This is a genomic window from Mucilaginibacter sp. (genome assembly GCF_039925265.1).
GTDB lineage: Bacteria > Bacteroidota > Bacteroidia > Sphingobacteriales > Sphingobacteriaceae > Mucilaginibacter.
Map to the genome: position 1 here is coordinate 284,776 of NZ_JBDSZG010000008.1, position 14,717 is coordinate 299,492.

7 protein-coding genes are annotated in these 14,717 nt (G+C 45.6%); all 7 read right to left on the reverse strand.

Going from position 1 to position 14,717, the window contains the following annotated elements; all coding sequences use genetic code 11:
* Positions 1–14: 14 nt before the first annotated feature.
* Positions 15–1,265, reverse strand: coding sequence for a PQQ-dependent sugar dehydrogenase (locus tag ABIX36_RS03245; protein ID WP_348080724.1), 1,251 nt, complete (start codon positions 1,263–1,265; stop codon positions 15–17).
* Positions 1,266–1,484: 219 nt separating this feature from the next.
* Positions 1,485–4,697, reverse strand: a complete 3,213-nt coding sequence (locus ABIX36_RS03250; RefSeq protein ID WP_348080725.1) for a glycoside hydrolase family 2 TIM barrel-domain containing protein — start codon at positions 4,695–4,697, stop codon at positions 1,485–1,487.
* 178 nt (positions 4,698–4,875) lie between these two features.
* Positions 4,876–6,207, reverse strand: a complete 1,332-nt coding sequence (locus tag ABIX36_RS03255) for a vanadium-dependent haloperoxidase (protein WP_348080726.1) — start codon at positions 6,205–6,207, stop codon at positions 4,876–4,878.
* Positions 6,208–6,212: 5 nt separating this feature from the next.
* The gene (locus tag ABIX36_RS03260; protein WP_348080727.1) at positions 6,213–9,551 is read right to left on the reverse strand and encodes a VCBS repeat-containing protein; all 3,339 of its coding nucleotides are present in this window, start codon (positions 9,549–9,551) and stop codon (positions 6,213–6,215) included.
* A 119-nt stretch (positions 9,552–9,670) separates the two neighbouring features.
* On the reverse strand, positions 9,671–11,425 hold the full coding sequence (locus tag ABIX36_RS03265; RefSeq protein ID WP_348080728.1) for a RagB/SusD family nutrient uptake outer membrane protein: 1,755 nt from the start codon (positions 11,423–11,425) through the stop codon (positions 9,671–9,673).
* A 10-nt stretch (positions 11,426–11,435) separates the two neighbouring features.
* On the reverse strand, positions 11,436–13,211 hold the full coding sequence (locus tag ABIX36_RS03270) for a SusC/RagA family TonB-linked outer membrane protein (RefSeq protein WP_348080729.1): 1,776 nt from the start codon (positions 13,209–13,211) through the stop codon (positions 11,436–11,438).
* Entirely contained in the window at positions 13,157–14,689 is a 1,533-nt protein-coding gene (locus ABIX36_RS03275) for a SusC/RagA family TonB-linked outer membrane protein (RefSeq protein WP_348080730.1), read from the reverse strand. The genes ABIX36_RS03270 and ABIX36_RS03275 overlap by 55 nt, the downstream gene beginning before the upstream one ends.
* Between the last annotated feature and the right edge of the window lie 28 nt (positions 14,690–14,717).

Consider the following 14,717-nt stretch of genomic DNA (forward strand, 5'->3'; position numbering starts at 1 on the left):
ATTACAATGGGATATTAGTTTTTTGACAGCTTATAAATGCTTCCCTTGGGGTTGGCGGGCCCTATATCAGCATTGGTGAGTATATAAATCTCACCGGCAAGGTCTTCACCGAACGCAAGCACTTTTAAGTTCGGCGGCATATTTTGCAGGGTGACGTTCCCGCGTTGCCAAGTGTTACCTGTTTTTTTCAAATAATATACCTGCCCTATCCACTCGGCAAACAGGTACTTACTTTTCAATTCGGGCAGTTGGGTACCATTGTAAACATAGCCGCCTATTACACTTACTCCCTCTTTGTGGCTATACTCGGTTATTGGCGGAGTGATGCCTTTAATATCGCAGCCTGTTGCCGGACTGTAGCAATGCGTACCCTCAACTACTTTCCAGCCGTAGTTGGCGCCTTTTTTAATAATATTAACCTCTTCCCAAAGGTCCTGCCCAACATCGCCGGCAAACAATTGCCCGGTTAGTTTATCGAAAGAGAACCTATACGGGTTGCGAAAACCATACGCCCATATCTCTGGCTTCTTGCCGATTTCTCCAACGAAGGGGTTATTTTTTGGAACCAAATAGCCCATTTTGGTATTAATATCTACCCGAAGTATTTTACCCAGCCAGGTATCCATATTTTGACCGTTTCCAAATTCGCCATGCTTATCGCCCTGGCCGCCGCCATCGCCTGATGAAATGTACAGATAGCCATCGTGCCCAAATTGGATGCAGCCACCATTGTGGTTGCCCTCGGGTTCGTCAATGCTCAGGATAACCCGCCCGCTGTTGGGATCAACCGCGCCTTTAGCGGTTAATTTATATTCGGCCACAACACCTTTATGGTCTAACCCCGGGGCGGCTGGCGCACTGTAAAAAACGTAGAACTTTTTGTTGGATTTAAACTTGGGGTGCAGCGCTATGCTCAGCAAACCCCGTTCCTCATAACCACCATTCACCTTAATCATTTTACTCCTAAGATCCAGCAAGGGTTCGGTGAGTAGTTTGCCGTTTTTTATTACCCTTATGAACCCGGTTTGCTCGGTTACCCAAACATTGCCGTTACCCGGGAAGGTAATCGCTGTTGGCGAATGCAAGCCATCGGCGATGAGTTGCACTTTTACCGGTATGGGCGATAAGCCTGTCGCTTGCACGGTTTTATCATTTACATAAGAGGGCAGCAGCAACATTGCAGCCACCAGGCAAAATAAAATAAGTACACAGCCAAAAACGGATAGCAATTTGGCGGGAACGGTACGCCGAAGGGACTTTTTCATTTTTATAAATTGGTATTGTTTATGTTTATAATTCAATTGGCAGGGCAAAAATACGCTGCACTGGATTTTTGTGCACGCAACAAGGTAACCACTCTTATCAATTAATAAAGCATTCGTTAATTTAATTCGTGAACAAAGCCGTGAAAAGGGGCAACAGGCCTAAAAACCTGCTTACGCCCCCTATCCGGCTTCTTTTGAACCAATTTATTACCAACTAAATTATTTTCTATTGCCTTTCACAAGCTGAACCTGGTAGCAAAAGGTTGTGTTTTTTGCATGCACCATGTACGGTTCCAGGGGCCTTGGCCCGCAACCGTTAGATCCAACGCCCAGCGTTTTACTACTAATGCACAACACCGTACCCTTGCTTTTTGGCAGGTCTATTTTGTATTCCACCGGGGTCATCTCTTCATCGCTGTATGGCAAGGCTCCTACCTGGATCAATGAATCAACCTTTTTAACACAGATACCTAAACCGGTAGCTGAGGTTACATTTGCCCATCGTACATCTTCATGATTGCCGCATTCCATTGGTTTCTCGTACGGGGTTAACTGCTGTGCTATGGTGCTGGCATAATGCCCCACATCAAAACCGCTTTTACGGTCGGCATAGTTTTCCATTGGGCCCCGGCCCAGGTAGTCAAACTGATCCAGGTCCTTGTTAAGGAACATGCGTACACCAATACGGGCCAGTACCAGTTTCGGGTCGGCATCGCTAAAGGTGATATCGTTAACGGCGGTTATTAAGCCATTACTATTGATGGTATAAACTGCTTTGTGTTGCACTTTAAAGTTTTGTTTGCCCGTGCCTGTTAAGTTTACACTGATCTCTACCACATTAGTGGCAACTTGCGTGCTTTTTACATCAGTAGCAACCCAGTTAATGTTTTGCAAGCCATATTTGTCCCAATTTTCGGAGGCCCACATATCATCTTTTTGATGTGGTGCACGCCATAAATGCAGCTTTGGACCACCATCGCCACGCAGAATATTATTACCGCTCTCTTCTATTTTTGAGAAGGTGCCTTTTTCCTTGTCAAATTCAAGGCTGAAATCTACTCCTTTTACCTTGATAACATCTTTTGAATCGCTCAGCGCCAAGTTGCCGCCCTGCGAGGAGTTAACCACAGCAGGCACAGGTATTTTTAACTCAAACTGTTGCGAAGCCACCTCGAAACCTTTTGCGGCCCATAATTTATCCGTGCTTAATTGGAATGACACGCGCACAAAATATTCGGCACCAGCCTTAGGTATTATTTTATACGGAACCTTTACATCCTTTTCAGTACCCGGAGCAACGGCGCCCACAACCAGGCTGCCCGATGAGATGGTTGTTCCGTTTTCGCTTAATTCCCACTTGGCGGTAAAACCGCTTAGGTTGATGAATTGGTAGCGATTTTTGATGCTGAATGTTTGGCTCTTCAGATCCTTTGCTTTGATGCTGATCCATTGGTAAGCATGTTTTAGCTCGGGAAAATGTGGTTTGGGCGATCTATCCGAAAAAACTACGCCTTTGTGGATAAAGAAACGGTCGTTAGGGTACTCACCAAAACCACCACCAAATGCGGTAATAGGGTGTTTAGGATCGCGATTGTTGTAGATACCCTGATCTTGCCACTCCCATATCGCACCGCCCAATAAGGCCGGGTATTTATCAAACAATTCGTTATAAATATCTACCGAACCCATGGAATTGAACATGGCGTGCGCGTACTCGCATAGGTAAAACGGCTTGGTTAGTTTAGGGTCGTTAGCAGCATTTTCCAGGCTTACCACGTTGGTATACATCTGGCTGTCCATATCGGCCGGGTTGCGGTTATCACCGGTGCCAAAGCCCTCGTAATGGGTAGGCCGGGTAGGATCTATTTCTTTTATGGTTTTCAGCGCGGCCCTGAAGTTGCCGCCGCCGCTGCCATTCTCGTTACCTAATGACCATATCACCACCGATGGATGGTTTTTAAAGTTTTCGGTATTGGCGACATTTCGGTCTATGATAGCCGCTTTAATGCGTGGCTCATCGTTAAACTCGTTCATAGCGCCGTGGCATTCTACGTTTGCTTCGGCAACAAGGTAAATGCCGTACAGGTCGCATAAGTCATACCAGCGCGGATCATCAGAGTAGTGGCAGGTACGTATGTGGTTGCTATTGGTTTGTTTGATCAATATCAGATCGCGGATCATCTGCGCCTCGGTAACGGCATGGCCATCATCCGGCCAGTTCTCGTGGCGGTTTACGCCTTTAAGTTTTATGGGCACACCGTTAACCAAAAACAATCTTCCTTTAATCTCTATCTCGCGGAAACCGGTACGGGACGAAAGGGTTTCCAATGTGGTTGTACCATCTTTAATATTGATAACCGTAGTATAAAGCTTCGGTGTTTCGGCCGTCCATTTTTGCGGGTTGTTTACGTGGAAGGTGGCATTTACCACAACTTCTTCGCCGGGCTGCAAAGCCGGGATAGCTTTTTTGGCAACCGCGCCGGGCACTAAAACCGCGCCGTTAAATAAGCAAACTTCCAGTTCACGCGCCTTTATAGTAGTGGTACCGTAATTTTTAATTTTGGCGCTAACGGTAAGGTCGGCATTTTTATACTGATCGTCCAGGTCCGTTTTTATAAAATAGTCCCTGATGTGCTGCTGTGGGCTGCTCCATAAGGTAACATTGCGGAAGATACCGCTCAGGCGCCACATATCCTGATCCTCGAGATAGCTTCCCGATGTAAAGCGGTAAACCTCTACCGCGAGTGTATTTTTACCGGGCTGCACATATTTGGCAAGGTCAAACTCGGCAACATTGCGGCTATTTACACTGTAGCCCACCTTTTTGCCGTTCACCCATATAAAAAATCCGGCATCAACCCCGTCAAACGAGATGAAGATCCGGCGGCCCGTCCAGGCTGCAGGCACTGTAAAATCGCGGCGGTAGCTGCCAACGGGGTTACGCTCTTTATAGGCCGTAAACTTCTCGGGCGGGGTGCTCATTATCCGCGGAAAATCCTTCTGGAAAATGAAATTAAAGTTGCTGTAGTAGGGTGTTCCGTAACCTTCTACCTGGAAATTAGACGGTACTTTGATATCCTTCCATTTAGAAACATCGTAATCGGTTTTATAAAAATTAACCGGCCTTTTTTGAGGCCAGTCTACCCAATTAAATTTCCACAAGCCGTTTAAGCTGCGGCTGAATGATGAGGCAGCGCGGTTTGCTGCCAGCGCTTCTTTTAACGAGCCGTATGGCATCAGCGTGGCGTGGCTGGCTTCTTTGTTTATGCCGATGTTCTTGGGGTCTTCAATTTCTTTGGGTACAAACGCTGTATCAGACTTCGACAGAAAGTTTGTCGTTTGTAGCTGCGCGACACTTGTTTTGTAGCTAAAAGCAAGAAACAAGCCTAATAAAACACAGGTTGTTTTTTTACCAAATAAGATTTTATTCATATATTGTTATACTAATTTTTTTTAAATACGGCCATGATTGTACGGTGTGGCAAAGAACTATAAATTTCGGCCCGGCAAATTGCCATATCATGCATATTTATTACCCTGATGTACCATAAATTAAGCGAACAACAGCGATAGAGCGCGGAAATCCGTTGCCGTGCATTTGGCGTACTGTCTATTTTGATCCTTTACCTCTGCTTACTTTGTTAACCACCCAATTCCCTACCCTGTAACCTTGCAAAATGCCGTTATCTATAGCATCCATAAAGTGGATGCCGCCCCAAAAGCGCGAGATGGCCGCTTCGGTTGCGGCCTGGGTAAATGAATTGAATTGCCTGGGCGGCACGCCGAACTGCTGCTCCACATCATCAATATATTTAAAGCTATTACCAAAATAATGCGTGAGGATAACTGCCGATGTGGTAGAGATTACTGAATGGCCGCTGATGTATTCGGGGAAGGGCGGCGTTTGCAACAAGGGTTTCCAATGCGGATCGATATACCTGCGAATGGCGGTTTCGGGCCGAATGCGGTCGGTGCGGTATTTATCTTCCCAGCAGCAAATAAAGGCATCCATTAAGCCTATGGCCACCATGGTGTTCACCTCTATGGTTTTGGCGAAGCCGGCTTGCGATTGGCTGCACGCGATAGCGGTTACTCCCATCCAATGCGCCCCGGGCGAGATCTTTTTTAGCCCGATAAGCATGTGCCCGTCGTTTTGCACGGCAAAGGGGTTGCAATCCCAAAAATTGGCTATGTTTTTTTCCTCCTGTGTCAGTTTGTCGCCACTTTTACTGTAACTCAGTTCAAGAAATTTGTAGAACGCCGAGTTTTTATCTGTAGAGAAAGGCACCGGCGCATCGGGCACAAACTGCGAAGCAGAATCGATAACCAGTGTGCGGACGGTGTTAAAGTAAGGCTCCACGGGAACCATGTAGGCCGGCGGGGTTAAATCCCAGCTGCCGGGTGTGCGTTTTAATTTGTAACGGGGATAGTTGCTTATTTTGCGATAACCATCGGCTTTGGCGTAAGCCAGTATTTTTTTGCTAATGAATTTGGCATAGCTTTTTGAGCTATCGATCACCTCATCCGTAAAACCTATTGTGCGGCAGGAGTCTAAAAAACCCTCCTCGTACTTACCCATCAAACTCCCCGATGGCTGCAGTTTGGCGGCGGTTTCGAACATGGCCATCACAGCACTCAACTGTGGGTTATACAACTCGTTTTGTTTCGACGCACTGATGGCCGGGTATTGGTTTAAAATACCCTGCATACTTTTTAGCTGCTTATCACGGGCCATCACCTCGTAGCCGGCCAGGCAGGTGTAAGCAAAAAACCGGGATGCCAGCGGCGGGTTAGTCACATCGTGCACCATTACATCCGTCATGCGGGCAATTACTTTGCTTACATCTTTATTGGTTAATACCGGCTGCTGCCTCTTTTCGGCACAGCGAACAACAAGCAGTAGGCATATAGCTGATAGTATGGTTATTAAATTCCTTTTCATGTTGCTTATTGTTGTTTGTAAGCTTTTAGTCTGCCTTTATCCAGGCTAAAAAGCAAAACATCATTTAGTTGAACTACGCCGCGAACATCACCGCTGAGCTTAAAGCCCGATCCCTGCTGTGTAACGTATTGATAACCACCCTTGCCATCCCCAATAAGCAATACGCCATAATTGGCATCGTACTTACCAAAGCGAATGCGGCTGTGGTTAATATTGCCGCACAGCAGCAGGTCATCCTTGCCATCCTTGTTGTAATCCAGCGTGGTGATGGTATAAACAGGCGCGTATTGCGCTTGCACGGGTAAGGCCACTTCATGCAATTTTCCGCCTGCGTTGCTGATAAAAATACTTGTTGCTAAATGATTTGCGCTAAGCTGTTTCGCATCCTTCATTTCTTCGGAGGTAAACACCTTATCCATGGTGGCTTCAGCGTAACTTTTATAATCGGGGAAGCGAGTGCGCATCATGCTCATTTGGTCGAGCAGTTCATCGCGGGTTACGTAGGGGTATGTTTTATGCTGAATGTACATGCAGAGCATCGGGTCTACCGAGCCGTTGTCGTCGAAATCTTTATAGATCATCTCAGCAGGTTCGGCATCGCTTGCCAGGCACTGGCTGTTTAAACCCAGGTTACCCGCGATTATATCCGGATGCCCATCGTGGTTAATATCGCTTACCTGCAGGCAGTTCCACCAGCCGTTATACTTTTCATCAAAGTATTTTAAGGTTGCATCTATCAACTTACCGTTGGTATTCTCCAAAACAGTTATGGGCATCCACTCGCCGACGAGGATCAAGTCGGGTTTTTTATCGCCATTCATGTCTGCCCATCCTGCATCGGTTACCATGCCAATGTTTTTTAAGGCCGGGTTGTATTTTGCCGTGGCATCTGTAAAATGCCCTTTGCCATCGTTCATCAAAATATAGCTTTCCGGTGTTTCGGGATAACGGCCCGGCACTACCCTACCGCCTACAAACAGGTCAATAAAGCCGTCACCATTAATATCGGCTGTCTTTACGCAGCCTTTACTGCTCAGCATTTTTGGTAACGCGTTATTTACTTTGGTGAAATTGCCTTTACCATCATTGAGGTACAGCCTGTCCTGCAATTTTGGGTCGTCCTGCAAATAATCCGCGTAACCGCCGGAGGCTACATACAAGTCTGACTTGCCATCGCCATTGGCATCAAAAAAAACAGCGGCAGCATCGGTACTTGCTTTATCTGCGTCAAATGCAGTGTTTAGCTTTTTTGTAAAACCACCACTTTTTTGTTGCAGGTATAAAGCAGCGGCTTGACCATCATGCCCGCCAACGTAAACATCTTCGAGCCCGTCGCCGTTTACGTCTCCTTTAATAAGGCTCGATCCTGAAAAAGAGAGCGGGTTAACCATCAATGGCTGGCGCTTAAAATCGTTGGTGGTGTTTTCAATTTCGCGCCATGCAATGGGCGAAGTTACCTCTGTAAATAAGGGCTTACTTTGCATTTTGGGGATACCTACTAATCCGGCATCCTTTTCATTTAAGGTTATCTGTTGATTTGCCTTTATATGTTTAAGCAGCTCTGATTTACCGCGCTGCCAGGTTATTCTTAACGAGTCGATCTCGCTATCTTTCCCCAGCCCAAAATGCAGTGTAGGCGATACCCCCGATTGAAAACCGCGGGTGGGCATTTGCTCGAGGCATTGGGTTTTATTGCCTTTATAGAGAGTGATCTTAGCGCCTATCCCTTGTGTATTGGCATCGCCGCCTTTTAATTTTACAGCTAAATAATGGTTGCTATTTTGTTTTACGGCCTGGTTTTCATAAACAAAAGCTGCCTGGTTCACATTGTTGGTTACCAGGTCCAGGTCGCCGTCGTTATCCAGATCGGCATAGGCGGCTCCGTTACTGTTTGATGTTTGGGTGATCCCCCAATCGGCGCTGGTGTTGGTAAAATTCGCGTCGCCGTTGTTCTTAAAAAAGTAGCTCTTCATCTGCGATGAAGGCATCTGGCTTACAATGTTCAGCAGGTCCTGCCGCATTACATTCCTGTCGCGCAGGTTATCGCCCATGTATTTTAAAAAATCCATGTTGGTGTAATCGCGGGTGTAACCGTTGCTCACAAAAAGATCTTTCCAGCCGTCGTTATCGTAATCGGCAAATAAGGGGGCCCAGCTCCAGTCGGTATTAGATACACCGGCCAGCTGCCCTACTTCGCTAAAAGTATTATTGCCATTGTTGATATGCAGCATATTGCGCATATACTGGTAGTAAAAACCCACTCGTAGGTTCAAGTCGAAGGCGTCGTAATTATCCGCGCCGAATAATAATTTCTGGCGCTTGTTATCTTCCGGCAGCATATCCAGCGTGTAGATATCCGGCTTGCTATCGTTGTTGATATCAGCAATATCGTTCCCCATTGAGTAAAAAGAGGTATGGCCAATTTGCTTTTGAAGCTGATCAGCATAGCCCCCTGTGCCATTATTAATATACAATCTATCGGGTACGCTATAATCGTTGGATACATAAATATCTGGCCAGCCATCGCCATTTACATCAGCAATACCTGCCGCTAAGCCGTAAGAAAATGAGGTATTGACGATACCTGCCCTTGCGGTTACATCATTAAAGTGTCCCTGCTCATTTTTTAACAACCGTATGCCCGATTCGGCATCCGGCTTACTCATCATATCTTTTACAGATATATCATCTACGGTATTGATGCGGGCGGGGTTGTGGTTTATCAACAATAAGTCGAGATCGCCATCGCGGTCGTAATCAAAAAAATAGGCCTGTGTGCTGTAGGATGGAAAATCCAAGCCATAATAAGCAGCCATATCCTTAAATATCGGCACGCCCTTGCTGTCATTGCCCTGGTTTATCAGCAGTTGGTTAATGCGTTTCTCGCCCTTTACTTTGCCCGAATAGCAGACATACAGATCCAGCTTGCCATCGCCATTTACATCGGCCATGGTTACGCCCGTTTTCCAGGGACCGGGGCGGCCTGCCACGCCCGCTTCGGCAGTAACATCGGTAAATTGCATTTGGCCACGGTTCAAATACAGTTTATTATAAACCATATTACCGGTAAAATAAACGTCCTGCAGCCCATCACCGTTCAGGTCGCCAATGGCTACACCGCCGCCGTTATAAAAATACTCGTACATCAGTACGTTGGTGTTCAAACCCTCGGTTAATGAGTTGTTAAAATCAATATGCGTTTGCGCGGTTGGCAGCAGCTTAAAAAGCGCATCCTTTGCTTCACCGGGTTCATTGCCAGTGTTGGAAGGGCGGCAGCCACAGGCCAATACTACCATAAGCAGAACGGGGAAAATCCTTAGGCTTATGCTATCATTTATGTTCATTTATTGCTGATTAATTGCATTACAGGGCGCTTTTGCGCAAAAAAATATTTTAAAACAAAAAAATCACAGCCCCGGAAAAACCGGGAACTGTGATAACCATAACCAATTTAATTTTTACATTAATACCCGGGGTTTTGAACAAGTTTTGAATTCTTATTCAAAACATCTGTAGGTATTGGCAGCCAATTCATATAATCGGAATATTTGTTTTGGAACCCGGCTACCGGCGTGTAAACAAGACTACCATCGGTACCGGTAATTTTCATACCAACCATCGGTTTGGTTAAAACGGCATCGCCTTTGGTAGTAATTTCCCATCTCCTGATATCATACCACCGCCTGTCTTCAAAAGCAAATTCTACATGGCGTTCCCTCCGGATAGTTGCCCGCATAGCAGCCTGAGACATGCCGGGAGTAAGCGCGGGCAGTAAAACACGTGCCCTAACTAACCTCATTGCTTCATAAACACTTGCATCGGGGCCAACGGCCTCATTTTGCGCCTCTGCATAACTTAATAATGTCTCTGCATAACGATAAAAAATGTAATTAGAAGTGTTGATAGCCCCAAAACTGGCCTGGCCTTTAATAGATTCATCCAGTGTTTTACGGGCATAATATCCAGTATTTGAAATGTCACCGGCCGAACCCTGATCGATGGCATTATTACCCCCTACCCTGGTTGTAATCAAATATCCTTGCCAATAAGATCCATCATATATAATGGATTGTTCGAATCTGGAGCTTCTGTGCAGGTAAGGGTGTTGCGGGTCATACCCCGATGCCGGATCTGTGATTGGCAAGCCGTTATCCATATCGTAATCATCCACCAAACCCTGGGTGGGCGAAAACCCTCCCCATGCCTGCGTGCCGCCGTTAACCACAACGGGGCCCATAAAGCCTTCGCGTCTGTGGCCCTTGCTGGGCAATGCGTAGCTGCGTGCCAGAATGGTTTCTGAATTCCAGTTATTTATAGCCAAAAACTGATCTCTATAAGCGGACGAAGTAGTGCCGGAACCAGTAGTTGAATTGATAGCTAAAGGCCCTGGTCCTGTAGCCGGACCATTTGAAGTTTTGAACAGGCTATACACGTTTAGATCCATTACGGATTTAAGGGTGGCAGCTGCTTTTGACCATTTAGCCGCGTCGTTAGCTTTATTAACCAAAGGACTGGCGGCAAAAAGTTGTACATCTCCTTTTATCATTAACGCCGCACCCTTTGTCATCCTGCCAACATTTGCGCCTGTTTGTGTAGCAGGTAAAACCCCAACAACGGCATCGCACTCTGTTTCAATAAATGCTACCGTTTCGTCAATTGTAGATCTGGCGTATAATATATCGCTTCCATCTAAATTACTTAAAGGCACCTTAATTATAGGCACACCACCATAATTCCTGAATAAAATTGAATAGAAAAACGCTCTCAAGGCTCTAACTTCTGCAACCCGCTGTTCATACCAGGCAGCATCGTATGCACTTTTGTTGGCTTCTGCTTCTTTCAAAAATACGTTACATCTTCTGATCTGCTCAAAATTACGAACCCATCCTAACTGCCCGGAAGGGCCGTCGGTAGAATTCCCTGCGCTAAGGCCGTTATTGCGTATAACTGCCTGCCCTGTGTGGCCTGTTGCTGTACAATTATTATTGTCGGTCCAGCCTTCAAGGGTTTGGTCGGTTGCATTATTGCCATCCGGCAGGCGGTCATAAATATCGTTTACAAAAAGATTGGCGTTGGCCTGAGTTTCAAAGGTAGATTTGCTGGTTAAAGTACCGGCTGAAGGTACATCCAGAAAGCCATCTTTTTTACAGGAGCCGATACTTATAATGAGCATACAAGCCAAAAAAATCTTTCCTATATTTTTATATTTAAATTTCATGTTCTTAAAGTTAAAATGTTGCATTAAGTCCAAACGTTATTACTTTTTGCTGAAAGTAATTTTGAAAATTCCCGGCGTTTTCAGGATCTATTTTCTCTTTCATCCAGGGAGTCCATAAAAATAGATTTTGGCCTGCGCTGTATATTCTCAGAGAACTAAAGGCCTTGCCTAATAATTTTTTCGAGAATGTGTACCCAAGCTCTGCGCTCTTTAAGCGGATGTAAGCATTATTTCTCATCCAATGAGTTGAAAACTGCGTGTTGTTAGAGCTGGGCGTAGCTTGTACGCGGGGATATGTCGCATTCGGGTTAGTAGGCGTCCAGTGATCGAGGTACACTGCCTCTGTGGCCGAACCAGACTCATTGAATGGGAACGCATAAAAGCCGCTAAGTTGAAGACTGCTTCTGCCGGTACCTTGAAAAAGCAGATCCAAATCAAAATTCTTATAGGTTAGGTGCGGCCCAAGCGAATAAATTATTTGAGGGATTTCCGGGTTACCGATATCTGTTCGATCATTAGCATCAACCTTACCATCTGGTTTACCATCAAAAGATGCACTGTTTATGTCGGCATATTTAATATCACCAGGCTTAACAGCTCCGTAGTTCGGCACGGGTACTCCCGGTTTTAAGGCGAGGCTTTTTAGTGTAGGGTCCACAAAATCATCTAAGGTATAATAGCCTGTGGAAACCAGTCCAAACTGCTCACCCAAAGGGCGTCCTGTTTCTCTCCTGTTAGGGTTATTGTATGTGGCAGCGTTTTCAAACTTCTGTATCACCTTGCTTTTTGCGAAGGTTAAAGTACCTCTTACATCTAAGCGCAAGCCATTTTCAAATTGCTTATAACTCGAAAGCGTTAAATCAATACCGCTGTTTGATAAGATCCCGCCGTTAACCTGCCCTATCGTAACACCGTACTCTGATGGTATAACACCCGACTGATTAACTAAGAAATTAGAACGTTTTTCGTAAAAGTAATCTACCTCAATGCCTAAAGCGCCATTCCAGAAACTTCCTTCAACAGCAACATCTGTTTTCTTAGCTCTTTCCCAAGTAATGGCAGGGTTTCCCTGTAAATTTTCTGCAACCCCCTGGGTTGTACTACCGCCAATCACAGAAGAGTTTGCATTAACACCAAACTGGCTTAAATATTGGTATTGGCCACCGCTTGGATAGTTACCTACCTGGCCGTATGATGCGCGAAGTTTTAAGTTATCTATCCAGCTAAAGTTGTTTTTGATGAAGCTCTCCTCAGAAAGGCGCCATGCAACTGAAAACGACGGGAAAAATCCGAAACGGTGCCCCGGTGCAAACACGTAACTTCCATCATACCGGCCCGCTGCTTCTGCAAAATATTTACCTGCATAGCCATAGTTCAACCTGTAAACATACCCCAGTTGCTTTTGACCACCCGAAGAGCCGCCAACCCTTGAATCTGCCGGTGCTGTTCCTCCAAAATCCAACTCGTCAAAACTCAGGTCATAATTTACGCGTTCCGCATAAAAACTTTGCCATCTTACCTTACGATATTCTGTAACCAAAAGCCCTGTAAATTCACTTTTACCTACACTGCCGGTGTAATTTAATATACCCTGGTAAGTAGTCATAAAGTTTTCGTTAGACGTTTCTCTAAACAGTGGCTTGGCCTGCCCCTGAAAGCTTATGGGATAAAGATAATTTACGCCGGGGCCGTATTGCGTAACGCCGGCAGGGAGTTGCACCGTGGCAAAAGCTATAGGTTTATCATATTTACGGCTGAACGTATTTTGAACAGGGCTAAATCCCAACGGGTCTGGCCCTGTTCATAACTTACCACACCTTTTATGCTTAAACCTTTAATTGGCAGGGCCTGATCGATGGATAATTGGGTTAACAACGAATTATTTTTGTTGGTTTGATAGCCACTATCATAAATCTCACCATATAACGATTGGCCTATGTAAGCTGCAGGTAAGCCATTGCTGTACCGCACGGGGCTAATAGGAGGTTGCCTGTATGCCTGCCTGTATATGGTACCGGCTCCCTGGGCAGGATAGTGCTGGTCTTCCTGGTACCCATACGCTTTTAAATCTACCGTGGTTGTTTTTGTAGCCTTTGCGGTTAAACCAAGCGACCCATTAAATTTATTAATATAGGTGGTGCTCCACATACCGTCCTGGCGGTTATAGCCAAGAGAAGCAAAGTACTTAACATCTTCGGAACCTCCCGATAGCGTAAAGTTATGATATTGTATTGGAGCGTTTTTCCGGATGATGTCTTTTATCGGCTGCCCATTGGGATGCCCGTCAGGGTCCTGTCCGTTTCCGAATAATTCGATATCCCTGTCCGTATACGGAAGATTGACAGTTGCACCAATTGCAGCATCGTTAACTGCTGCTTCATTTTTCAACTTGGCATATTGAACGGAATTAACAAATTTGGGGATCACTGTGGGGTTCTGAAAACCATAATACCCATTATAAGTTAATTGAGGCTTACCAGCTTTTCCTTGCTTTGTTGTGATCAATATTACCCCGTTTGCACCGGCTACGCCATAAGGCGCTACCGCAGCAGCATCTTTTAATACCGTTAAAGTGGCTATAGTGTTGGGGTCTAAACGGCTAAAATCACGTGGTACACCATCAACAACTGTTAAGGCTCCTGTACGGCCGGTTGTAGCTGCTCCCCTTATGGTGATCTGTGAACCATCTTGTCCCGGCTCGCCGTTTCCCTGGCGTGCTATAACGCCCGATACGCGACCAACCAGCGAGTTAGTTAAGTTAACTACCGGTTTTTGTGCAATATCCTTTACAGCCAAAGTAGATACCGCTGCCGTTGTAGAAGTTTTCTTTTGCGTGCCGTAACCTACAACAACTACTTCGTTTAAGTTATTGGATGATATTTGCAGGCTTACGCTGATCTCCGATTTGCCGTTAACAGGCACTTCAACGGCATCGTACCCAATGTAACTGAATACTAATACGGCTTTATCGTCTGCCTGCAGCGAGTAATTTCCGTTTACATCTGTAACGGTGGCGATTGCTGTACCTTTTACTTTTACGGTAACACCGGGCAGGCTTTGGCCGTCTCGCTTGTCGGTAACCTTACCTTTTACAGTTACAGTGTTTTCATTCGTACCCTGAACCACGGTGTATGGATGGTTATTAATACCGCCGGTTAAATTGTGAGCAGAACTGAGACCTGAGAAAAGTAAAAGAGCAATACTACCCAGGTAGAACTGGGGTTTTGTAACAATAGAATTTTTTTTGAGTAAAGTCTTTTTCATAATTGAACTTTTAATTGCACATAATGAG

What these genes read in the sequence shown, in the direction of transcription:
- ABIX36_RS03245 (WP_348080724.1), bottom strand. Translation starts at nt 1,265, where the DNA reads ATGAAAAAGTCCCTTCGGCGTACCGTTCCCGCCAAATTGCTATCCGTT.
- ABIX36_RS03250 (WP_348080725.1), bottom strand. Translation starts at nt 4,697, where the DNA reads ATGAATAAAATCTTATTTGGTAAAAAAACAACCTGTGTTTTATTAGGC.
- ABIX36_RS03255 (WP_348080726.1), bottom strand. Translation starts at nt 6,207, where the DNA reads ATGAAAAGGAATTTAATAACCATACTATCAGCTATATGCCTACTGCTT.
- ABIX36_RS03260 (WP_348080727.1), bottom strand. Translation starts at nt 9,551, where the DNA reads ATGAACATAAATGATAGCATAAGCCTAAGGATTTTCCCCGTTCTGCTT.
- ABIX36_RS03265 (WP_348080728.1), bottom strand. Translation starts at nt 11,425, where the DNA reads ATGAAATTTAAATATAAAAATATAGGAAAGATTTTTTTGGCTTGTATG.
- ABIX36_RS03275 (WP_348080730.1), bottom strand. Translation starts at nt 14,689, where the DNA reads ATGAAAAAGACTTTACTCAAAAAAAATTCTATTGTTACAAAACCCCAG.